18 protein-coding genes are annotated in these 23,589 nt (G+C 39.4%); 9 read left to right on the forward strand and 9 right to left on the reverse strand.

Annotated elements, in window-relative coordinates:
- Positions 1-94: 94 nt before the first annotated feature.
- Both hslU and AACZ87_RS08730 read left to right on the forward strand, forming a co-directional pair.
- Complete coding sequence (gene hslU / locus AACZ87_RS08725; protein ID WP_339866477.1) at positions 95-1,492, forward strand: ATP-dependent protease ATPase subunit HslU; 1,398 nt, start codon at positions 95-97, stop codon at positions 1,490-1,492.
- 29 nt (positions 1,493-1,521) lie between these two features.
- Positions 1,522-2,253, forward strand: coding sequence for an SDR family NAD(P)-dependent oxidoreductase (locus AACZ87_RS08730; RefSeq protein WP_339866478.1), 732 nt, complete (start codon positions 1,522-1,524; stop codon positions 2,251-2,253).
- A gap of 140 nt (positions 2,254-2,393) precedes the next feature.
- Here AACZ87_RS08730 and AACZ87_RS08735 read toward each other — a convergent pair whose 3' ends face one another.
- A complete protein-coding gene (locus AACZ87_RS08735) occupies positions 2,394-2,879 on the reverse strand; it encodes a histidine phosphatase family protein (protein WP_339866480.1) in 486 nt (161 codons plus the stop codon).
- Positions 2,880-2,967: 88 nt separating this feature from the next.
- Between AACZ87_RS08735 and AACZ87_RS08740 the strand changes: the two genes are divergently transcribed.
- Complete coding sequence (locus tag AACZ87_RS08740; protein WP_339866482.1) at positions 2,968-3,159, forward strand: cold shock domain-containing protein; 192 nt, start codon at positions 2,968-2,970, stop codon at positions 3,157-3,159.
- A gap of 40 nt (positions 3,160-3,199) precedes the next feature.
- On the opposite strand, the gene AACZ87_RS08745 is transcribed toward AACZ87_RS08740, so the two are convergent.
- The gene (locus tag AACZ87_RS08745) at positions 3,200-5,794 is read right to left on the reverse strand and encodes a mechanosensitive ion channel domain-containing protein (protein ID WP_339866483.1); all 2,595 of its coding nucleotides are present in this window, start codon (positions 5,792-5,794) and stop codon (positions 3,200-3,202) included.
- A 438-nt stretch (positions 5,795-6,232) separates the two neighbouring features.
- Here AACZ87_RS08745 and AACZ87_RS08750 point away from each other — a divergent pair, with 438 nt between their 5' ends.
- Both AACZ87_RS08750 and AACZ87_RS08755 read left to right on the forward strand, forming a co-directional pair.
- Positions 6,233-7,738, forward strand: coding sequence for a trypsin-like peptidase domain-containing protein (locus AACZ87_RS08750; protein WP_339866485.1), 1,506 nt, complete (start codon positions 6,233-6,235; stop codon positions 7,736-7,738).
- A 130-nt stretch (positions 7,739-7,868) separates the two neighbouring features.
- Positions 7,869-9,161 (forward strand): serine hydrolase domain-containing protein, encoded by a 1,293-nt coding sequence (locus AACZ87_RS08755; protein WP_339866486.1) that lies wholly within the window; start codon positions 7,869-7,871, stop codon positions 9,159-9,161.
- 51 nt (positions 9,162-9,212) lie between these two features.
- Here AACZ87_RS08755 and AACZ87_RS08760 read toward each other — a convergent pair whose 3' ends face one another.
- Positions 9,213-10,412 carry a PQQ-dependent sugar dehydrogenase gene (locus tag AACZ87_RS08760; protein ID WP_339866488.1) on the reverse strand — a complete coding sequence of 400 codons (1,200 nt, stop codon included), beginning with the start codon at positions 10,410-10,412 and terminating at the stop codon, positions 9,213-9,215.
- Between the two features lie 93 nt (positions 10,413-10,505).
- On the opposite strand from AACZ87_RS08760, the gene AACZ87_RS08765 reads away from it, so the two are divergent.
- Positions 10,506-12,440 carry an ABC-F family ATP-binding cassette domain-containing protein gene (locus AACZ87_RS08765; protein ID WP_339866490.1) on the forward strand — a complete coding sequence of 645 codons (1,935 nt, stop codon included), beginning with the start codon at positions 10,506-10,508 and terminating at the stop codon, positions 12,438-12,440.
- Between the two features lie 40 nt (positions 12,441-12,480).
- Positions 12,481-13,758 carry a DUF5103 domain-containing protein gene (locus tag AACZ87_RS08770; RefSeq protein ID WP_339866491.1) on the forward strand — a complete coding sequence of 426 codons (1,278 nt, stop codon included), beginning with the start codon at positions 12,481-12,483 and terminating at the stop codon, positions 13,756-13,758.
- Between the two features lie 38 nt (positions 13,759-13,796).
- Here the strand turns inward: AACZ87_RS08770 and cas6 are convergent, their stop codons facing one another.
- From cas6 to AACZ87_RS08795, 5 genes are all read right to left on the reverse strand, one after another.
- Positions 13,797-14,696, reverse strand: coding sequence for a CRISPR-associated endoribonuclease Cas6 (gene cas6, locus AACZ87_RS08775; RefSeq protein WP_339866493.1), 900 nt, complete (start codon positions 14,694-14,696; stop codon positions 13,797-13,799).
- 97 nt (positions 14,697-14,793) lie between these two features.
- Positions 14,794-15,891, reverse strand: a complete 1,098-nt coding sequence (gene ychF, locus AACZ87_RS08780) for a redox-regulated ATPase YchF (protein WP_339866494.1) — start codon at positions 15,889-15,891, stop codon at positions 14,794-14,796.
- 7 nt (positions 15,892-15,898) lie between these two features.
- Positions 15,899-16,984, reverse strand: coding sequence for an AI-2E family transporter (locus AACZ87_RS08785; protein ID WP_339866495.1), 1,086 nt, complete (start codon positions 16,982-16,984; stop codon positions 15,899-15,901).
- Between the two features lie 89 nt (positions 16,985-17,073).
- A complete protein-coding gene (locus AACZ87_RS08790) occupies positions 17,074-17,403 on the reverse strand; it encodes a DUF3276 family protein (protein ID WP_339866496.1) in 330 nt (109 codons plus the stop codon).
- A 169-nt stretch (positions 17,404-17,572) separates the two neighbouring features.
- The gene (locus tag AACZ87_RS08795) at positions 17,573-17,920 is read right to left on the reverse strand and encodes a 4Fe-4S dicluster domain-containing protein (protein ID WP_339866497.1); all 348 of its coding nucleotides are present in this window, start codon (positions 17,918-17,920) and stop codon (positions 17,573-17,575) included.
- Between the two features lie 139 nt (positions 17,921-18,059).
- On the opposite strand from AACZ87_RS08795, the gene AACZ87_RS08800 reads away from it, so the two are divergent.
- Positions 18,060-19,067, forward strand: a complete 1,008-nt coding sequence (locus AACZ87_RS08800) for an acyl-CoA reductase (protein ID WP_339866498.1) — start codon at positions 18,060-18,062, stop codon at positions 19,065-19,067.
- On the opposite strand, the gene AACZ87_RS08805 is transcribed toward AACZ87_RS08800, so the two are convergent.
- Entirely contained in the window at positions 19,064-20,836 is a 1,773-nt protein-coding gene (locus tag AACZ87_RS08805; RefSeq protein WP_339866499.1) for a histidine kinase N-terminal 7TM domain-containing protein, read from the reverse strand. The genes AACZ87_RS08800 and AACZ87_RS08805 overlap by 4 nt on opposite strands.
- Before the next feature lie 305 nt (positions 20,837-21,141).
- Between AACZ87_RS08805 and AACZ87_RS08810 the strand changes: the two genes are divergently transcribed.
- On the forward strand, positions 21,142-23,403 hold the full coding sequence (locus AACZ87_RS08810) for an aconitate hydratase (protein ID WP_339866500.1): 2,262 nt from the start codon (positions 21,142-21,144) through the stop codon (positions 23,401-23,403).
- Positions 23,404-23,589: the final 186 nt, after the last annotated feature.

Here is a 23,589-nt window from a genome sequence, read left to right on the forward strand (position 1 = left end):
GGTTGAAGGAATCATCTCACTTTTAAATAAGATACCAACTATTGCTTAGTTCGCAATTAGCCACGTCGAACTGAGCTCATTTTAACCTAACAACATGGAAAAAATACTTTCACTTACTCCGAGACAGATTGTCGCTGAGTTGGATAAATATATCATTGGTCAAAACGACGCCAAGCGCAACGTGGCGATAGCATTAAGAAATAGAATTCGTCGCCTAATGGTGAAGTCGGATATTCAAAAAGATATTGTCCCAAATAATATTTTAATGATCGGTTCTACCGGTGTGGGTAAAACTGAAATCGCGAGAAGGTTAGCCAAGGTTGCCAATGCGCCATTCACGAAGGTAGAAGCTTCTAAATTTACAGAGGTTGGCTACGTAGGTCGTGACGTGGAGAGCATGGTAAGAGACTTGGTAGAGCAGTCTGTGGCTTTGGTAAGAGAGCAGAAGAACGAAGCAGTAAAAGTGAAGGCTTCTGAAGCAGTGGAGGAAATTATCCTCGATATTTTAATTCCTCCTGTGAAAAGCGCAGGTTTTACACGAGCTATTCCTGCTGATGCGGATGATAATTCTGAGCCAAGCAATGATGCCGAATTGAACGAGAGAACCCGAGATCGTTTCCGTGAGAAGCTTCGGGATGGGGAATTGGATGAGCGCAAAATAGAGATCAGCGTAAAGGCTGGTTCTCCGATGGGCGTAGGGATGATTGGAAATGGAATGATGGACGATGCCAGCATGGCAGGTCTTCAGGATATGATTTCCAACATGATGCCCAAAAAAGTCAAGAAGCGTAAAGTGAGTATTTCTGAAGCTAGAAAAATCTTGCTTGAGGAGGAAATGTCTAAGCTAGTTGATTTTGAAGAAGTAAAAGAAGAGGCTATTTATTTAGCAGAAAATAATGGAATCATCTTTATAGATGAGATTGATAAAATTGCTTCCAAATCAAGTAAAAATGGAGGTGGACCTGATGTAAGCCGTGAAGGGGTACAGCGTGATTTGCTGCCGATTGTGGAAGGTTCTGCTGTCAATACGAAATATGGTGTGATTAATACGGACCATGTGCTATTTATCGCTGCTGGTGCTTTTCATGTGGCTAAGCCTTCTGATTTGATTCCTGAGCTTCAGGGTAGATTTCCGATTCGTGTAGAGCTTCAAAGCCTGACGCAGGAAGATTTTTCCAGAATTTTGCGAGAGCCTAAAAATGCACTTACCAAGCAGTATCAGGCGCTATTTGAATCAGAGGAAGTTTACCTGGAATTCAATGACGAATCGATTGAAGAGATCGCACGATTAGCTTTTTTGATCAATCAGGAAGTTGAAAATATAGGAGCAAGAAGGCTCCACACTGTGATGAGTCATTTGTTAAATGATTTCTTGTTTGATGTGCCAGATACGATCACTGCCAATTCGAAAATCATGGTAACCAAAGAGATGGTTCAGGATAGGTTGAGTTCGCTGGTTCAGAATAGAGATCTGTCTCAGTATATTCTTTAATTCTAATTTGAAATAAAATCCAATAGGTAATGAAGTCACTTCTCATACTTACAGGTCATAGTAAAGGGCTTGGAAGAGCAATTTTGGATGCGTATTTGCAAAAAGAAGGGTTTGAAATCATTGCTATTTCCAGAACAAAACTGGGATTGAACAAACCAAATCTCACCGAAATCAGCATGGATTTCGGTGAGTTGGAAGTTTTAGAAATTGAACTTTCCAGCTTGTTTCCTTCAGATGAATTCCAGGAGATTTTATTGATCAATAATGCTGGTTGGATAGGGGAGATTAAACCGGTAGGTAGTCTTCAGGTGAAAACGATGAGGAATAGTATCAATACCAATCTGCTGGCACCTATGTATCTGACCAATGCTTTTGTTTCAGCTTATAAGGATTCTAAAGCGAAAAAGATTATCTGTAATATAAGTTCTGGTGCCGCATCGAAGCCTATGGAAGGTTGGGGAGAATACTGTAGCACCAAAGCTGCAATTGCCATGTTTACCATGGTTGCAGCGAAGGAGAGTAGTAATTCTCGTTTTAGATTTTTTAGTGTAGCTCCTGGGATTGTAGACACTCAGATGCAGGAAGAAATCAGACAGGCTAACGAGTTGGATTTTCCGCAAATAGAGCGATTCAAGAGCTACAAAGAGAAGGGGGATTTATCCTCTCCAGAATTAGTAGCATCCAAGATTTCTTATCTATTGGAACATGAAAATGAATTCCAGGAAGTTATCCAGGATGTCCGAAATTTTGATTTGCACTGATGATTATATAACCGCGGTGGATGCCGAGTTTTGTGCAGAGAGCGCAGCTATTAAAAAGTATCAAATGCTAGTTTTTCTGACATTACTAGAGATTAAGAGTGTTCTGCTGTGACTGAATACTGCGAATGATCCCTTTTTATTTATTTTTTCGGGTAATCAATAAACCAAGTTCTGGAATTTTCAGGCCGAAGTTGGAGCCAGTGATCCGTATCTGCTAGCCAGCCATATTGTCCGGAGGTGGGTAAGTTGTCCAGATTTCCTCCGAAAAAATCAATGAAGTCATTCATTCCAGGGTTGTGTCCAACCACAAAAATCAACTCGTTCGAATCGTCTTGTCGCTGAATCGTTTTTAAAATCATGGAAGCAGAAGCATGATACAGGTTTTTGTCATAAGTCAATTTCGATTTTGGCAAGTGGAGTACTTCAGCTAATAATGCTGCAGTCTGAGAAGCTCGAATGGCAGTGGAGCTAATAATAAGATCAGGAAAGATTCCTTTTTCCATTAGCCTAAAGCCCATTTCAGGTACATCATCCAATCCACGTGCAGCTAAGAGTCTGTCGTGATCTGTCAGATTAGGATTGTTCCAAGCTGATTTTCCGTGCCTCACCAAAATTATTTTCTTCATTTCCTGAAAATAAGAATGATTATTTTGTTTTTTTTAATTGAATATTTACTTTTAGCGCTCTTTCAATTCCAATTTATCACAAATTATTATGTTTACCGGAACAGTAAAATTTTACAATGAAGCCAAAGGGTTCGGATTTATCGTTGACGATGAGTCTCAAAGCGAAGTATTCGTACACGCAACCGGTTTGGTGGATCAAGTCGCACAGAATGACAAAGTAACTTATGACATCAAAGAGGGCAAAAAAGGGCCAAATGCTGTCAATGTCAAAAGAGCTTAATTAAGATCTTTTTTGTTAGCGAAAAACTATCCTCTGATGATTATTCATCAGAGGATTTTTTATTGTTATTTTCTTCCCCTTCTTCGTCAGAATCAGTATCTAGTTTGTTAGGACTGATGTCTTCTCCAGGTTTGGAGATTTTCTCCTGCCAGTTGGAAGGAACAGATTTTAAATAGAGATCTCTCTTTGGGAATGGGATTTCAATATTGTTTTCCGCGAATTTTTCAAAAATTGCACTCATCACTTCCCCTCTTACTGCAATCCAGATATCCATGTTTTCTACCCAAAAGAGCACACGAAAGTCAACAGAACTGTCATTGAACGTCTGCATATAAACGTGTGGAGCAGGGGCTTTGAGAATTCTTTCACCAGTTAGTACTTCTTCCAGCACAGCCTTTACCAGTTTCATATCTGATCCATATCCCACTCCAATAATCAATTCTATTCGTCGCCTTTTATCCGAAAGTGTCCAGTTTATCAAGCTTTGTGAGAGCAGATCACCATTGGGTACCACGATCTCTGAGCCATCGTAAGCTTGGATCTTACTGGCCCTGATTCCTACTTCTTTTACCGTCCCGGAATTCAGGCCAACTTGAATTTCATCCCCGATCTGAATAGGTCGCTCGAAGGCAAGAATTACCCCCGAAACAAGGTTGTTGATGATAGTTTGCAAGCCAAAACCAATACCTACTGACAGAGCGCCGAGTACAATCGCTACTTTATCGAATGGGATTTTAGCTGCTGTCATACCTATAAAGAAGCCGACTATTAATATTGCCAAGCGGATCAGCAAGATGGAACTTCCGAGTCTTTGTTTCCTTGACCCTGCATGTTTTTGATCTTTGATGGATGCGAAATAGGCAATATTATTCGCCAGAAATGCAGAGACATACAGAATAAACAGAAAGAAAAGTATGCTTCCAAATTGGAATTCAGTTTCGCCCAATAAACGTGTTTTGTCTAAGAACTCTACAATCCACTCATAGATATGGTCATAGTAGCCCAGATGCCAAAGAAGCCCATATACCCATATCACAGCTGCAAGAATGGATAAAATCCCTTTCATTCTTTTTTGAAGATCCTGGAAGTCAAAATATGAAGTGAATCCATCATTTTCCTTTTTGCTATATTCTATTGCCAGGTAGACTGCTTCCAGAAAGACTTGGACAAATAGGAAAAGGCCAACTGCTCTATAGAAAGTTATCGCTCCAGTGACAGCGTAAGTTTTGGCTAGATTAAATCTTCCCAAAATGTTGGCCACCAAAGCGAAGACCTGCATGGCTATCATGAAAGCAGACGTATAGCCAAGTAAATCTGCTCCAGCGAAACTCTTATTTTTGAAATTTCTCCACATAAGGTAACCCATGGCAATGAAAATCAAAGAAGAAATCATGATATACCAACGCTCCTGAAAGGCAATTTTCCAATGAAGACCACTAAAAGCTAGTAGGATGTATGGACCTAGGAATAGTAACCAATACTTGAAGAATTGCGAACCGAACTGTTTCTTGATAAGAAAACTGGAAGAGATCACAAGCAGAAGTGACAGAATCGACACAAATACCAACGGTGGACTTGTGAAGGCAATCAAATAGAGTGGGACAAGAATAATCAGGGTTGACCAAAAGGTATTCTTTTCAAAATATTCTACACGTTGAAGTATTAGACTTGCAAATTCTTTTTCATCAGATATCTGCTTGATGATTTTTTTAAATCCTAGATACAACATTAATAACGCTAGAACTCCAATACCAACCATCACGGCGGACCTTTTGATGTATATGATCATCAATTGGAAATTGAGGATGGTGGATTCTAAGAATACCTGCTTAAAGCTCAGGTCTTTTTCGAAGTTTGTTGGCTCCCAGGGATAGTTAATTTCTTTAGTCCATACTCTACGCTCGAGTTGTTGTCTATTTGCGCTGAGGATTTGTTCAAGTTCCAGAAAAGTGATTGTATTGCTACTGATTTTAGATTGAAATCTGGCTAAAATCACTTCTTGGGCCAAAAAGGCACTATCGACAGATATGATGTTGTTTTTCAACATCTTGAGTTCCTTATTAATCGCAGGAATCAGCATCGTATCACGCAGTGTCAGGTTGAATACTGAGTCAGATTTAATTTCTTCCAGCCGGTTTCCTACATCTGTTAGTTTTCGTATTCTTTCCTTGATTTGCTTATCAAAACCGACATTGACTTCACTTACCAAGCGGATAAGGTTATCCATTCCTTGCAGGTATCGGAGATTGAATTTATCCCGATTATCTTCTGTCTGCTTTTTGAGTGAAACTGCAAATGTGTTTATCCCGGGAAGTTTTTCGCTCATTTCTAAGGTATCCATAACATCAGATAACTCAAGCTTAATCTTACTTAGTTCTATGGCATGTAATTGGGCTTTATTGATTACTAGAGATAGTATTTCTCCAATATTGGAAGTACGCTTTTTGGAGACAATGGCAGTACTATCTGGGAAAATAAAAAGACTATCCAGCGATTTTACGTCAGTTAGTAAACTAGATGAACTTTTTCTCGCTAAAGTGTCATTTTGGGTTTTAGCAGCTGTGTCTATTTGGGCTTGGACGCAAATGCTGATACTGAAAAAGAGTATAAAGCTTAGAACTATTTCCCTAACCATAGAGGACTTTTTTGGATTGATATAAAAGTAAGGATGTGCATTCTCATGCAAAATTACTTAGATGAAGTTAGCTGTAATGATTTAAAAATATATTTAATACTGAAAAAAGGTTGCTAAGTAGAAAGAAGCTGCTTTATATAAATAGCTATTCAGCTTTCTGCCAATTAATATATGTATCTGTCGGATTTGGTTCATCGTATTTGTATTTCTATTTGCAAAATGTTATTTGCTGCGGAGAATATCCTATTCTATCGATGATGCACATTCTTTATTTACTTATTTCTAAACTCTGGGTACAGTTCACAAGTTAATTAATTACCATACGTAGAAAATCAGTTAATTCCTGTTAATTTGGCCTAGTAGCCACTTTTTCAGGTGTGGTTTTTGGATCTATTTGATCATCATTCTGTTTAATAATTTAAATAAAACTTAGGAAATATGAGCAAAAGACAATTCTTTCTAGGAATGCTTCTTGCCTCTTTAATTGGGGGCATCGTTGCCTTGGCAGGCGTTAGCTTTCTAGTACAACCACAAAATGCATCTAGCTTCGATGAGAAGCAACCAGCGAGTTTTGCAAACTTGCTTTCTGGGGAAGAGTTTACAGTCCCAGATGGAATTAATTTTGTAGCATCTGCAGAGGCAGTAGTGCCGGCTGTTGTTCATGTGAAAAGTCAAATGACTTATACAGGAAGTAGCAGAAGCCGTAGAGATCCATTACAAGAGTTTTTTGGAATACCACCGAGAGATGAGCAGGGAGGAAGAGGTCAGCAGGGGCCTACGATGATGAGTTCTGGTTCAGGAGTTATTATTTCCCCTGATGGATATATTGTTACAAACAACCACGTTGTAGAAAACGCCGACAGATTAGAGATTTCTCTAGATAATAATAAGCGATTTATTGCCAAAGTAATCGGAACTGATCCTACGACTGATTTGGCTCTTTTGAAAATTGATGCAGAGGGATTGCCTTTTGTGAGATTTGGGGATTCAGATAAGACAAAAATTGGAGAATGGGTGCTTGCAGTTGGTAATCCATTTGATCTGAATTCTACAGTGACTGCAGGGATTATTTCTGCTAAAGCTCGAAATATCGGTATTCTTAGAAATGTAGAAGATAACTTATCTGTAGAAGCTTTCTTGCAAACAGATGCGGTGGTTAATCCTGGGAATTCTGGAGGTGCTCTGGTCAATCTTGCAGGAGAATTGATTGGGATCAACACTGCAATTGCAAGTTCTACCGGTACATTTAGTGGATATTCTTTTGCAGTACCAAGTACTCTTGTGAAAAAAGTGATGGATGATCTTATGAAGTACGGTACTGCCCAACGAGCATTGCTTGGAGTAGGGATTCTTGATGTTAGTCAAGAGCTAGCGGACGGTCTTGGTCTGGAATTTCCTGTTGAGCAAGGAGTTTATATCAGAAGTGTAAATGAAAATAGTGGTGGTGAAGAAGCTGGTCTTAAAGCTGGCGATATCATTATAAGCGTAGACGGAAGAGTGACCAATAACGTGGCAAATCTACAAGAAATGGTAGCTAGAAAACGCCCTGGAGACAAAGTGGAAGTAGAGTATATCCGTGACGGGACTACCTACAAAACCAAAGCGACACTTAAGAATTTCTCTGGTACTACAGATATTGTTGAGAAAATTATTCCTAAAACTTACGAGTTTGAGGGAGTTAGTTTTGAAGAAGTTTCTGATCAAGTGAAAGAGCAACTTGAATTATCTGGTGGAGCCTTAATATCATCTGTTGCGGGAGAAAAATGGAGAAGAGCTGGTGCTAAACCAGGGTTTATCATAACATCCATAATCACAGAAAGCGGACGGGTAAAAATCTCTGGAGTAGACAATTTATTGGAAGTGCTAGAAGATACTGAAGGGGATTCAATAGTCGTTCTTGGGATGTTCAGGGACGGAACTGAATATTATTTTGAAGTTGACTAATTGATATTATAATCAAGCTATAAACAGGCTGGTGACTCTTCATCGGCCTGTTTTTTTTGTCTTCGGTATTGGCGGGATAGAATAGTGGTTGAGATTTCTTATTTTACTTTTCAATTAAAACCTACGACCTATGAAAAGGAATTTCGGCTTACTTAGCTGTTTTGTTTACTCGATGCTTTTTAGCCTCAGCCTCTTTGCCCAAACACCCTCAACTACTTTAACTCCACAAGGAAAACAACCACTTTCTGGCGTTTCAGCTGAACGATTGGCGCGCATCGATAAAATGCTAGATCAGACATTAAGTGCGAACCAAGTGCCGGGTTTAGTGGCTTTAATAGTGAAAGACGGGAAGATCGTTTATCACGAAGCTAAGGGGTTTGCAGATGTGGCTTCGAGTACCAAAATGGCCAAAGATCAGATTTTCAGAATAGCATCACAATCCAAAGCAATAACTTCCACTGCGGTCATGATGCTATGGGAGGAAGGAAAATTCAGATTAGATGATCCTATTTCCAAGTACATTCCAGAGTTTGCCAATCCACAAATACTTTCAGGATTCCGATATGGGGATTCTTCATACTCTACAAAGCCTTCTCCGAGAGAAATTACCATTAGGCATCTCATTACGCATACTTCTGGTTTAGGTTATGGAATGATCGATGGGAATGAGCAGATGAAAATGATATACCAAAAGGCTGGAATTGTAGACTTATTTACAACTGAACCGGTTAAAATAGGGGATAACATCAAGAAATTGGCAAAGCTGCCTCTTCATCATGAGCCTGGTACGAAATACACTTACAGCGAAGGATTGGATGTTTTAGGTTACTTTATTGAAGTGGTATCAGAGATGCCATTTGATCAATTTCTGCAAACCAGGATTTTTGATCCTATGGGAATGAAGAATACAGGATTTTATCTGAATGATACTCAGGCAGAGAAATTGGTCACTATCCACAGAAAAGTAAACAACCAATGGGAATCATTTCCTGTGACTTTTTACGATCCTGATTATCCAAAAACTGGTGCAAAAACTTTCTTCTCTGGAGGAGCTGGACTCTCTTCCACTGCTGAAGATTATGCTAAATTCTTACAGATGTACCTAAACGGTGGAGCTTATAACGGTACAAGATTCTTAAGTCCAACTACCATAAAAGCCATTATGAGCAATCAAGTTGGAGATTTATTGGGTGATGGAGGCAAAGATTATGGATTGGCTTTTGGACTGGTAGATGCAAATGGTGTTGCCCAGGGAGGGATAGGTAGTCTTGGTACTTTTGATTGGGGCGGATATTTCAATACACAATATTTTGCTGATCCAGTCACCAATACGATTGGCATCCTTATGAAGCAAACACAAGGCGGAACTGGAGACGAATCCAGCTGGAAGTTTCGCCAAATGGTTTTCTCTGCAATAGAGTAATACATTATAGTAAAAAAGAAAAGGGAAGCAATTGCTTCCCTTTATTATGAACTAGTTTGCCGAATACGTGACCCGATAAATCACTCCAGCCATATCATCAGAAATCAATAGACTTCCATCTTTCAATTCTTGTACGTCCACAGGACGTCCCCAAGCTTCTTGAGCTTCTTCGTCTAGCCAACCTGTTGCGAAATCTTTTTCTCCCGAAGCAGTAGATCCATCTACTTTAAGAGAAGTAAGTACATATCCAGACTTTTTACTTCTATTCCAGGAGCCATGCTTGGCTACGATCACTTGATTCTTGTATTCTGCTGGGAACATACTTCCTTCATAGAATCTCATTCCTAGTGGAGCTACGTGTGCCCCCATTTTAGCGGCTGGAGCTACGTAATCGCTTGCTGGACCACCTTGATCTCCAAACTCTGGGTCTTTGACCGATCCTTCGTGCCAATAAGGGTAGCCGAAATGCTGTCCAGCCTCAGAGATATGATTCAACTCACAATTTGGTACATCATCGCCAAGCATATCACGACCATTGTCTGTAAACCACATGTCGCCAGTAGTTGGGTCCCAATCGAAACCAACTGAATTTCTCACCCCATGAGCGTATATTTCAGGAGTAGGGTTTGGTGAATCCACATCAATTCGTGTGATCGATGCGAAAATTTCATCATCTGATTTACATATGTTACAAGGAGCGCCAACTGGAACATACAGTTTTCCATCTGGTCCAAAAGCGATAAACTTCCAGCCATGGTGAGTTTCAGTGGGGTATTCATCGAAAATGACCTCGTATTTTGGTGTGTTCAGATTGTTTAAAATGTCTTTGAAGCGGATAATTCTACTGACTTCAGCCACATAGAGATCGCCATCTTTATAGGCAACTCCATTGGGCATCTGGAGATCTTCAGCAAGTGTAAATTTGGTGTCCGCTTTGCCGTCGCCATCTTCATCAATAACAGCATAGACATTTCCTTCTTGTCTGCTTCCGACGAAAAGTACTCCTTCATCGGAAATTGCCATTTCTCTGGCATTAGGAATGTCTGCTGCCCAAACATCGATTTTGAAATTCGCCGGAAGGATAATTTTATCCAGTTTTACATCAGCTTTGGCGGTACTGATATTTCTTTTGTTTGCACTATTTGGTGTTGTAAAACTTTGAGCCTCAGCTTTTTTGTTTTGCTCGCATCCAAAGCTGAATAGCGTGATTGCAAGACCAAGTGCTGTTGAGATTTGTGATAAATATTTCATAATTGGGTGTTTCTTTGATATAGTAAGTTAAGAAACATTCAGAATGTTTAGGAATGAAAAGGTTATGAGCGGGTTAATGGTTAATTTTGCGCCATGTTATCGATTTCCAATCTTTCTTACTTCATCGGAGGGCGTCCACTTTATGAGAACGCTAATTTACACATCAAGCCTAAAGACAAGATCGGCCTAGTAGGCCAAAATGGTACAGGTAAGTCTACTTTATTGAAAATTATCAATGGTGACTACCAGCCGAGTTCTGGAGAAGTTCAGAAAGCTAAGGATTGTACGATAGGATTTTTGAATCAGGATTTGCTGTCTTATCAGTCAGATGATAGTATTTTGAATGTGGCTTTGGCAGCATTCAAAGAAACTTTGGCACTTCAAGATGAGATCGATGAAGTCTTGAAAAAGATGGAAACTGATTACTCTGAGGAGATTATCAATAGATTGGCTTTTCTTCAGGATAGATTCGAAGCAAATGAAGGATATACTATCAAAGCAAAAGCTGAGGAGGTCTTGGAAGGAATTGGTTTCAAATCTGCAGATCTTGAAAAACCTTTAAGAACTTTTTCTGGGGGATGGAGAATGCGTGTGATGCTTGCGAAGCTTTTGCTTGAAAAGCCATCTTTACTCATGCTCGATGAGCCTACTAACCACTTGGATCTTCCGTCTATAGAATGGGTGGAGAACTACATGAAGAACTACGAAGGTGCGGTGATCGTGGTTTCTCACGATCAGACTTTCTTGGATAATTGTATCAGCAGCACTGTGGAGGTGGCGAGTAATACATTGACTCTTTATTCAGGCAACTACTCTTTTTATAAAGAGGAGAAAAAGGAAAGAATGGAGATTCAGCAGAATGCATATGAGAATCAGCAGCAGATGATCAAGCAAACTGAGAAGTTTATTGAGCGGTTCCGAGCTAAGGCGACAAAATCCAATCAAGTTCAGTCTCGAATCAAAGCGCTGGACAGAATGGATCGAGTGCATGAGGTGGTGAGCGATGAGGTTTCAGTGAATTTCAAGTTCAAGTTTTCAAAGCAATCTGGTCGTGATGTGGTCATTCTGGATAATATTTCTAAAGCGTATGGAGATAATGTTATTCTGAAAAATACTACGGCAAGAATAGAAAGAGGGGATAAAATAGCTTTGATCGGAGCTAATGGAAAGGGTAAATCAACCTTGCTAAGAATTATCGATGGCTCTGAAAAGAATTTACAAGGCGAAAGAACAGAAGGATACAACGTCATCAAATCGTTCTTCGCTCAGCATCAGTTAGAGGCTTTGACGCTGGACAATGAGATCCTTCAGGAAATGGCTCAAGCTGGAAGTGCTAAGTCTGAAATGGAGCTTCGAGGAGTACTAGGATGCTTCTTATTTACCAATGAGGAAGTTTTCAAAAAGATCAAAGTACTTTCAGGAGGAGAAAAATCCAGAGTCGCTTTGGCAAAAACCCTGATTTCAGAATCAAATTTTCTGCTTCTAGATGAGCCTACAAACCACTTGGATTTCCAATCGGTAAACATCTTGATTCAGGCATTGCAGCAGTACGAGGGTACTTTTGTAACCGTTTCTCACGATAGACACTTCATAAGAGGAGTGGCAAATAAAATCTGGTACATCGAGAATCATGAGATCAAAGAATATCCAGGTACTTATGCTGAGTATGAAGCATGGCGTGAAAAGCAAATAGAAGCTACTCCTACTCAATCTGCACCTAAACCAGCAAAAAAGGAGCAGCAAAAGCCAAAGCCTCAAGCGAATAATCCTGAGGCGCAGCAAGCCAAAAAAGATCTGAGAAAGCTTGAAGAAGAGTTAGCGCGAGTGGAGAAGGAAGTGGAGAATTTGGAGGATAAAAAGTTGGGGTTGGAACGAAAAATGGCTGATCCAGAATTGTATTCTCGCGAGGAAGAAGCTCAAGAAATACAGGAAAATTATCAAGAACTTCAGGCCAAACTCAAAGCTTCAAATGAGCATTGGGAAGTTTTGGTAGACAAAATTTCTAATCTTCAGGAAGTCCTTTCTTAGTAAATATTAGATTTGGTCTTCATTTTGCCTATTTTTCAGGATGAAGACCAAATCCCTTTTTTTAAGTTTTTTATTTAGTATGTTGGCTGTTTTGCAACTTTTTGCGCAACAGCTGGAAGATAAAGTATACAAAGAACACATTCAGTCTGTGCGCTTATTTCCTGCAGGCGTGACGTTTGATGCTTCTTTAGATGCGCCTGTAGTGCCCCTCTTGAATGGAAAGCCGCTAGTATTATTGTTTGATGATTTGGCTTATGATCCAGAGCTTTATACTGCTAAGCTGATTCACTGCGATGCAGATTGGCAAAAATCACAGCTTAAAGACAATGATTTTTCTCCGACATTCAACGAGTTTAATATTCAGGATTATGAATATTCAGTCAACACGCGAATTCCATACATTCACTACCGGTTTGAACTGCCAAGAGTGACCAAATCAGGAAATTATATTTTGAAAGTTTATAGACAGCGAGATGAAACTGATGTGATTTTAACCAAAAGGTTTATGGTTTACGAGGAGATTTTTAAGGTTGGGGCTGCTATAGTTCCTCCTTCTCAGACTTCAGATAGACGGAATTCCCAACAAATAAATATTGTGGTAAATTATTCTGCTGGCGAAGTGACCAACCCTGAGGAACAGATTAAAGTGCTGATGCGCCAAAACCAACGCTGGGATAATGCTAAGTATTTAGCCAAACCGACTTTCTTAAATGAGAGTTCTAAGATTTTGAGATATGAATCCTTCGATGGAGCAAATACCTTCGATGCAGGTAATGAGTTTAGGTTTGTGGATTTACGATTTATCCGAGCAAATGGTGTGAATATCGCTGATATCCGTGTGGAGACTGATGTGATTTTCGCAGATGGAAATATAAACAAGCCAAGAACGGACGGTGCCTATTCACAATATTTGGATTTAAATGGTCAATACTTGATTGAAACCAAAGATAGGCCAGGTGGAAATCCTGAAATAGAAAGTGAATACATGCTGATGACTTACAGGCTAGCAATAGCACAAAGCGCTGAGCCAGTATATTTGCTTGGTTCTTTGACAAATTGGGGTAAAGCTCCCGAAGCAAAGATGGAATGGGATCCAAAAATGGGTGTTTATACGACCTCGCTCTTAGCTAAGCAAGGCTGGTATGACTACCAATATGCGTATTTGGAAAATGGAGAGTTCAACCCGCAGGATTTTGAAGGGAGTTATTTCGAAACGGAGAATGAGTACGAGGTGCTTGTCTATTTCAGGAATTTGGGTTCTCGGTATGATCAGTTAGTAGGTTATATTTATCTACACCCAAATCGCCGAAGGCTATAAAATAAAATCCCTTCCGAATTTTCGGAAGGGATTTTATTTTAGGATTCTTCTGTAGAAGAGGAATCTTCATTGCTATCCTCAACTGGTGGAGCAACATTTTCACGAGTACGTTCGCTGCTTGGTTTGTAAGGAACAAAACCTTCTCTTTTGAATTTATATGTGGTAGTTCTTGGGCCAGTTGGGTGATTAGCCAAATCCAGCATACCAAAACCTTTGTGAGTGAATGCTCCCAAACCACATTTGAATACGAAATCCTGAACCTCAGGAGCTGCATATAAGGTGATAGGAAGTGTATATCCTCTTACCTCATATTTCACATCCATGTCATAAACGGCATAGATTCTAGCGAATTTTTTCTGTGCTTCTTTAAGTTTATTAACATAAACCATGTCTGGAACAACCTGAAACTTATAGAAAGTCTCCATTTGCTCTGCAGTGTACCAGCCAGATCGCTCCATCCGTGTAAGCGTAGATTCATACAGTAAATCAGAAAACTCATCGCTGTCCGGGCTGATAAATCGCTTACCTGCTTCCTCATTGAATGCAGGAGTGATCAATACCAGAGGGGAAATACAAACAAACTTGTTTGAGGTTTCCAATACTGGCTCAACTTCGATTTCAGTGTATTCAGGAACCATGATTAGGTTGCCGAGTTCGATTTTTGGGGTGGCAAAAACCTGCTCTAACAAGTAATCCATGAAGTCTTCACTTTGGGAAGACAGCACCAGGGTCACTAAACTCGAATAGTAATGCAAACCACTTCTACTTACCTTAGTCTGGCCTTTCAGACCAGAAAAATTGAAATAGTTGTAGTTGTAAAACTCTTCTCTGCCACCTTTCACAATTAACCCTTTAAGGAATTGCGCCAGTATGTACTGATGGTGGAAAGGTAAATAGGAACCCTTGTTTTTTAGGGAAAATATTAGTCTAACTCTCACGGTAAATTAAAAATAAAATGAGACAATAAATAAGATAAAACTGTAACGTTTGGGGTGAATAAGCAATTACAAAATTATCATTTTTTTTGAGAAAATGTTATACATTAAATCTAAAATGCATAATGTCACCATCTTGGACAACGTACTCTTTGCCCTCAATTGCGATTTTACCATTTTCTCGGCACGCTGCTTCAGTTTTGAATTTCTGATATTCAGCTAGTTTTATTACTTCAGCTTTGATGAAACCTCTTTCGAAATCTGTGTGAATCACGCCAGCTGCAGCCGGGGCTTTCCATCCTTTTTTGATGGTCCATGCTCTTACTTCTTGCACACCTGCGGTGAAATAGGTGATTAAGTTTAATAATGAATACGCCCCGTAGATCAATTTGTTCAGCCCGCTTTCCTCCAAACCGTATTCTCCAAGGAACATTTCCTTTTCTTCTGGGTCTTCAAATTCAGCGATTTGTTCTTCTATTGCTGCGCAAAGGATGATTACCTCGGCGTTTTCATCTTTCACTTCTTCCTTTAGCTTATCTACATATTTGTTGCCGGTTTGTAGACTTTCTTCGTCTACATTGGCGACATAGATTACAGGCTTGATCGTCAATAAATGCAGATCGGAAACAGCCAGCAAATCTTCTTTTTCCACATCTACCGATCTAGCATTTTTGCCTTCTGTCAAAGCATCTCTGAACAACAAAAGTGTTTCAAGTTCTTTTCTTGCTTTTGCATCACCAGCCTTTGCTACTTTCTCAGTCTTTTGGATTTTTTTCTGCACGGACTCCAAATCTTTCAATTGAAGTTCTGTGTCAATCACTTCCTTGTCGAAAATAGGATCTACACCACCAGCTACGTGGACGATGTTTTCATCATCAAAGCATCTGATTACATGAATAACTGCATCTACCTCACGAATGTTTGCTAGAAATTTATTTCCTAAACCTTCGCCTTTACTTGCGCCTTTCACTAGTCCAGCGATATCTACAAATTCAATCACTGTAGGAAGTACACGGTGAGGATTGACCAGTTCTTCAAGAATTTGAAGTCGTTTATCTGGTACAGTAACTACACCCACATTAGGCTCAATAGTGCAAAAAGGGAAATTAGCTGCTTCAGCTTTCGCACTGGATAGGGCGTTAAACAGAGTGGATTTCCCTACGTTTGGAAGTCCTACAATGCCACATTGTAATGCCATTAATTCGTTATTTTATTTTAAATATTCTGTAAGATTTATACCCTTTGTAGAACTCCAAAATGAAGACCCTAAAAATGGTATAAACAGGAATAGCAAAGATCATCCCGACAACGCCGGCAATTTTTGCCCCGGCAAAGATAACAACAAATATTTCAAGGGGATGCGCTTTTACAGATTTAGAAAAGATCATCGGCTGAAGAAATATATTATCCGTGATCTGTACGAGTCCAAATACTGAAAGTATTTTGATGATTAGGTAGTTCAATTCCGTAGTTGTATCGAAACTTCCGGAAGAAATGCCTACGATAATTCCAAAAGTAGCTCCTAATAATGGTCCTGCATAAGGAATTAGATTTGCCACAGCAGCAAATAAGGCAATAGTCAAAGCGTATTCTACTCCCATGACTGTAAGACCGAAACTGGCAAGAGAAAAAATTGCTAGCATTTGAAGCAAAAGACCAGAAAGGTAATTGGATAGAAGTTTCTCAACTTTGGTAAAAGTCGCGACAGAAAGCTCAAAGAATGGATTTGGGATCAGGTTGAGCAAATTTCTTCGCAACAATCCATTTTCCAGCAAAAGGAAAAAGCTGATAAATGCGATAGCGAGCGTGCCAATGAAAAGACCACTGGTAATGTTAATGACTCCTCCTATAAATGAGGTGAAATCAAAGCCTTTGATCATTTCAATCATACTGACTTTCATCCGGCCAAATAGGTATCCTGGTTGAGTTTCTAATAGCTCATGCCTGAAAAGGAAAGCTTCAACTCTTGAAACCGGAATTTGTATTTGTTCATAAATTCCATTGAGATCCAATTCGCTTAGGATGATGATTTGATTGTTAATCAATGGGAAAAATAGAAAGCTGAGCAATACCATCAGTAGCACTATAGCAGAGTAGGATAGGATTATTGCCGCCCATCTTGGTATGTGCTGTCCTAAAAGATGGAAGTCATTTAGATGATTGGTGAGTGGACGCAAAAGCGCAGCTAGGATCAAAGAAATAATCAGATAAAGGGTGATATTGGAAAAATACCATCCAAAAAGCAGGAAGACTGCAATAAATAAAATGAGGTAAATGAAAAAACGCTGCATATTCTGAAATAAGAAAAGGAGACATTACTGCCTCCTCTAATATACTATTTCTCTATTTTGAAACTAGAAATTCAATGAATCAAAGCTAATTATTCCCACTTCAATTCATCGTTGAACTCTGATTCGGATTCTTCCTTTTCGTATTGCTCAAAATCAACATCAGGAAGGAGTTCATTTTTCACATGATCAACGGTCTCATTAAGCGCTTCCGCAAACTTGAAGAAATCTTCTTTGTAAAGGAAGATTTTGTGCTTCTCGTAAGTGAAATTGTCGCCGTTTACCTTTCTCTTACTTTCTGTAATGGTAAGATAGTAGTCATTTGAGCGAGTTGATTTAACATCAAAAAAATACGTTCTCTTACCTGCTTTTACTTTTTTAGAGAAAATCTCCTCTCTGTCATAGCCTCTTTGATCGTCCACAATTCTATATGTTATATGATAAGGTTGGATAAAATACGACCTAAGTAAAACAATTCGAACCTACAATTCAAGCTAGAACTTTATTTTTTTATCTGAATAACCTCTTACTCGCCCTAATTGGTTGGGGATCTGGTAGAAATTAAATGAGAAAATAGGGGAGTCAGCGTGATTATTCTCCGTGCATCATGGCTTTTTTAGCCAGCAGAGCTTCCTCAGTTTCACGGTGATCAGGATCATCTACGCAGCAATCTACAGGGCACACAGCAGCACACTGCGGCTCTTCATGGAATCCGTTACATTCTGTGCACTTATCTGTCACGATATAGTAAAATTCGTCAGAAACAGGCTCCTGCTTGTCATTAGCATCTACGACAGTACCGTCTTCTAACGTAACTTCCTTCAAACTAGTACCGCCACCCCAAGTCCACTCTACGCCACCTTCATAGATCGCTGTGTTTGGGCATTCTGGTTCGCATGCACCACAATTGATGCATTCGTCGGTAATCATTATAGCCATAACTTCAATTATTTAAAGACCAAAAGTAATAACCTTAAAACTGTAAGGCAATAAAAAAGTTGTCACACTAACTAATTTAATTCGATTCTAAGTTCGCATCCTTTCAAAAAAGCTAAATTTGTGACTTTAATAGTATCGTATGAAGCCAGCAGAACGAATAGCAGCATTTGTAAATCTTGGGGAAGCCATAAAAAACCTTAGTCCCGATGAGAAGGAGGAATTGCTTTGGAGAGCAGAAAACAACAATAATTGGTTTACTAAAGAATCAGTAGAGTCTTCATTGGAAGGCATTTGTTTAATGTTATCTAGAGAAAAATTAGATGCTTGGCTGTCCAACTACGAATTAAAAGCTGTTGAAAACCCAAAGTCGATTGGTTTGATGCTGGCGGGGAACATTCCAGCCGTTGGTTTTCATGATATGATGTGTGTGATTCTGTCCGGTAATCTGGCAGTGATCAAGCTAAGTTCTTCGGACGAGATTTTGATGAAATGGATCATTAAAAAGCTGGTGGAACTGGAGCCTAGATTGGAAAAGCAGATTCGGATTGAAGAAATGCTGAAAGGAATGGATGCCTATATCGCTACTGGAAGCGATAATTCTTCTCGTTATTTTAATTATTATTTCGGGAAATATCCTCATGTCATCCGACAGAACAGAACTTCGGTGGCTGTTTTATCCGGCAATGAAACTACAGAAGACTATATTCGTTTGGGAAGGGACATATTCCAATACTTCGGCTTAGGTTGCAGAAATGTCTCTAAGATTTATGTGAAAACTAAAGAACAACTTCAGGGGTTTTTGGGGGCGCTTGAAGTTTATTCACCAATCGCTTCGCATCACAAATACCATAATAATTACGATTACAATAAGTCTATCTATCTGGTAAACTTAGAAGATCACTTGGATAACGGCTTTTTACTTTTGAAAGAAAGCGAAGATCTAGTGTCTCCGATTTCTGTGCTTTTTTATGAAGTATATGAGGATGAAGTCCAACTTGAGCAAAAGCTTACAGGCTTAAAAGATAAAATACAATGTATCGTGGGTGCTGGTCCAGGGAAGGTTCCTTTTGGGGCTGCTCAGAATCCTGAGCCTTGGGATTATGCTGATGAAGTTGATACTATGGCTTTTTTGATTGGATTGGGTTAAGAAGGGTATTCTGGTGGGGCAGCTGGTAATTTCATGCAAAATTTAGTGCCAACACCTACTTCAGATGAGACTTCCAATTGACCTTGGTTTTTTTGTATGTAGTCCTTAACTAAGACCAAGCCAAGTCCAGTTCCTGATTCGTTGCTTTGCCCGATGGTGGTAAAAGATATGCCATCTTGGATTTTTGATAAGTTTTCTCGAGAAATCCCTTTGCCATAATCTTCTATACAAATCTTGATTTTTGTTTCTATATCTTGAGTTGAAACCAAGATTTTACTTCCTTGCTCAGAAAACTTGATCGCATTGCTGATTAGATTTCTCACGACCAATTCCATCATGTTTTTGTCAGCCTTTACGAAGGATTTAGCCTGAGCATCGATAACTATTTCAATTTTCTTTTCGCTAGCAATTCGTTCTAAAATTATTTTTTGCTGAGTCAATATTTTATGAATATCGAATTCCTGAATAGTCACAGTTTCTCCACCACGAAGTTGAGAACTAGACCATGCCAGAAGATTTTCCAATAAAAGTGCTACCTGCTCCATGTTTTTTGAAACCTCAGGAAGCATCTCCATAAATTCATCTTGAGAAACTAGTCCAGTGTTGGTCATGTGTATCAGTTCCTTAATGCCGAAAATTGGTCCTTTCAAATCATGAGAGATGATGCTGAGATATTTATCCTTCAGATCATTAAGTTGTTGCAGTTCTTGAGCTTGATTCTGTAAGGTTTCATTAATGGTTCTTTGCTCAGTAGTGTCCTCAAATAAGAGGATAGTACCTACAGTTTTTTCACTTTCGGTAAGTGCTACTTTCTCTACCTGTATATTTCTTTTTTTGTCTTTCTGAGTTAGAATGTATCTTATAGTCTTTTCATCGTCACTGGATAGCAATAATCTTACTTCAGGCTGGTTTTGAAATAGGCCACTACCTGGGTCTCCTGGTTTGATTATCCTCGGTTCTACCAAGAATGATTTCATCACAGAGTTGTAGTCAACAATTTCAGAATTCGAATTAAGAACTAAAACTCCGCGAGAGAGCGCCTCGATGATTTTACTATGCGCTATAGGTTTGATGTTGAATAGATTATGTCTCGCTATAGATAGGCCAACTATCGCGAAAGACAACAAGAACGAAAAAGGAGTGAGGTCAATCGTATCAAACGGTCGGAGAATGCCGGATTGATAGAAAATATTGAAAGCAATTGGAATGGATCCTGCTAGGATTATTTGTTTAGTTTGTTTTTTGTAGAGTGGGTTTGAATACCGGAAGCGACGCCATAGAATTATTATCCCTAGAATAAACGCTGAATAGGAAAATGCTACTTGCACATAATACCATGGCGCTTTGTCCAAAACAATATTTGTAAAATTATCCTCTTTGATGATGGTCATTCGCTCGTAAAAGAATGAATGATAAGGGCTTGTAAGGACTAGGATGAAGGTGATAGTTGGAATTAAAAAAAGAGAGCCAAGAATGAGAGAACGATTTTTGGGTTTATAACTAGTATAATTTATAGCGAATCTCACCCAAGTTGCTGCAATAAATGAAATGCCTATGTACTCAAGGTCTATGAAAAGAAGTTTGAGTTCTCGTGTGTCAGATATCAACTCCAGTCCATAAAAGAATCCCCATATCGCCGCACACCACATGGTAATAGTGACCGTCCTGGTGAGTTCCTTAATGCTCGTAGCTATATAAATAGCTAACATGCTGACTAGCAAGGAAGAAAGTATAAGGGTGAATGAAAATAAGTAGGTAGGAAATTCCATCAGTTGCAGTCATCACCTTTTGTTTGGGACAATTACCTCCAAAAGTTGAATGATAAAATTACAAGGATTAGCTTACCTAAAAAAGTAAAAAAACAAATAACTAAGTAATACTCGAACAAAAAGTGACTGCTTTCAGTGCGGATGGGTATCAAATGGAGTGATAATGATTAGATGTAAGCTAAAATGGTTTTAAATAAGGAAAAGGATACTTTACACTGGGTAGATGGTTACAGATTATTGGGCTAACTTCCTATATTTGCAGTCGTTAAAATCGAAACTTTTACCAAACAAAAAATCCCTATACAATGGCTTTTGATATTGAAATGATCAAAAAAGTGTATGCCAGATACCCTGAGCGTATCGAAGCAGCTCGTAAGGCTGTGGGGCGTCCACTTACTTTGACTGAAAAGATTCTTTATGCACACCTAAGTGAAGGTGCCGCTTCACAGGCATATGGTCGTGGTGTTTCTTATGTTGATTTTCAACCAGATAGGGTTGCAATGCAAGATGCAACAGCACAGATGGCTTTGCTTCAGTTTATGCAAGCTGGCAAAAGTCAAGTAGCAGTGCCTTCTACGGTACATTGCGATCACTTGATCCAAGCGGAAGTAGGTGCTGATCAAGATTTGACTAAAGCAAAAGACAAAAACAAGGAAGTTTATGATTTCTTGGCTTCTGTTTCCAATAAATATGGCCTTGGCTTCTGGAAGCCTGGAGCAGGTATTATCCACCAAGTAGTTTTAGAAAACTATGCGTTTCCTGGAGGAATGATGATTGGAACTGATTCTCATACTCCAAATGCTGGTGGACTTGGAATGGTGGCGATCGGAGTAGGTGGAGCTGATGCGTGTGATGTTATGGCTGGACTTCCTTGGGAACTGAAATTCCCTAAGTTGATTGGAGTGAAACTTACCGGTAAACTTTCTGGCTGGACTTCTGCCAAAGATGTAATTTTGAAAGTAGCTGGTATCCTTACCGTAAAAGGTGGGACTGGTGCTATCGTAGAATATTTCGGTGACGGTGCTAGATCACTTTCTGCGACCGGAAAAGGTACAATCTGTAACATGGGTGCTGAAATCGGTGCAACTACTTCCATATTTGGATATGATGAAAAATCTGCCGCTTATTTAGCCTCTACAGAGAGAGCAGATGTAGCAGAATTAGCAAATGGAATCGCAGAACACCTTACTGGTGATGATGAGGTTTATGCTAATCCTGCAACTTACTTTGATGAGGTAATTGAAATTAACCTTTCTGAATTGGAGCCACATGTGAATGGTCCATTTACTCCAGATTTGGCTTGGCCTATCTCTAAATTTGCTGCTGCAGTAAAAGAAAATGGCTGGCCTGCAAAATTGGAAGTTGGTTTGATCGGATCTTGTACTAACTCTTCTTATGAGGATATTTCCAGAGCTGCCTCTCTTGCTCAGCAAGCAGTGGACAAAAAACTGGTAGCCAAATCAGAATATACAATCACTCCAGGATCTGAGCAGGTAAGATTTACTGTCGATAGAGATGGATTTTTGGATACTTTCGGTCAAATGGGCGGTGTAGTTCTTGCGAATGCTTGTGGACCTTGTATCGGTCAGTGGGCACGTCATGGAGCTGAAAAGCAAGAGAAGAACTCTATTATCACTTCCTTCAATAGAAACTTTGCAAAGCGTGCTGATGGAAATCCAAATACGCACTCTTTTGTAGCTTCTCCAGAGATTGTAACTGCTTTGGCGATTGCAGGTGACTTGACTTTCAACCCTATGACTGACAGTCTTGTAAATGAAGAAGGTGTTTCCGTTATGTTGGATGAGCCAAGTGGACTTGAATTGCCTACTAAAGGTTTTGCAGTTGAAGATGCTGGCTATCAGCAGCCGGCAGAAGATGGATCAAATGTAACTGTTGCTGTAAGCCCTACTTCAGACCGTCTTCAATTATTGGATTCATTTAAGCCTTGGGAAGGAACAGATCTGAAAGGTCTAAAACTCCTAATAAAAGCAAAAGGTAAGTGTACTACAGATCATATCTCTATGGCTGGTCCATGGTTGAGATACAGAGGTCACTTGGATAATATTTCCAATAACATGCTTATTGGAGCAGTAAATGCTTATACTGATGCTACCAACTCTGTGAAGAATCAGTTGACTGGAGTGTATGGTGAAGTTCCTGCAACGCAGCGAGATTATAAAGCAAATGGAATCGGTTCTATCGTGGTAGGTGACGAAAACTATGGAGAAGGTTCTTCTAGAGAGCATGCGGCAATGGAGCCTAGGTTCCTTGGTGTTAGAGCTATCTTGGTTAAATCCTTCGCCAGAATTCACGAAACTAACTTGAAGAAGCAAGGTATGCTAGGATTGACTTTTGCGAATCCAGCCGATTATGACTTGGTTCAGGAGAATGATTCTATAGATATTCTTGGCCTCACTACTTTTGCTCCAGGCAAGCAATTGCAAGTTGTATTGAACCATGCGGACGGATCTTCGGATACTATCCAAGTAAATCATACTTACAATGAAGGACAAATAGAATGGTTTAAAGCAGGATCAGCACTAAACCTGATCAAAGCGAAAGCATAAGACACAATTTCTTGCAAAAAGCCGTAGCGATTTCGCTACGGCTTTTTTTTGTGTTTTTCTTATTTACTAGTTGACCTATTGGTATGCTCAACATAATGGATAGTCTCTAGAAGCTGTTTCTGTTAAATTGCCAATTGTGTATTTATCTTCAAATAAATGTATTTATAAGTCGAATTATTTGCTACG

Source organism: uncultured Algoriphagus sp., from assembly GCF_963974365.1.
GTDB lineage: Bacteria > Bacteroidota > Bacteroidia > Cytophagales > Cyclobacteriaceae > Algoriphagus.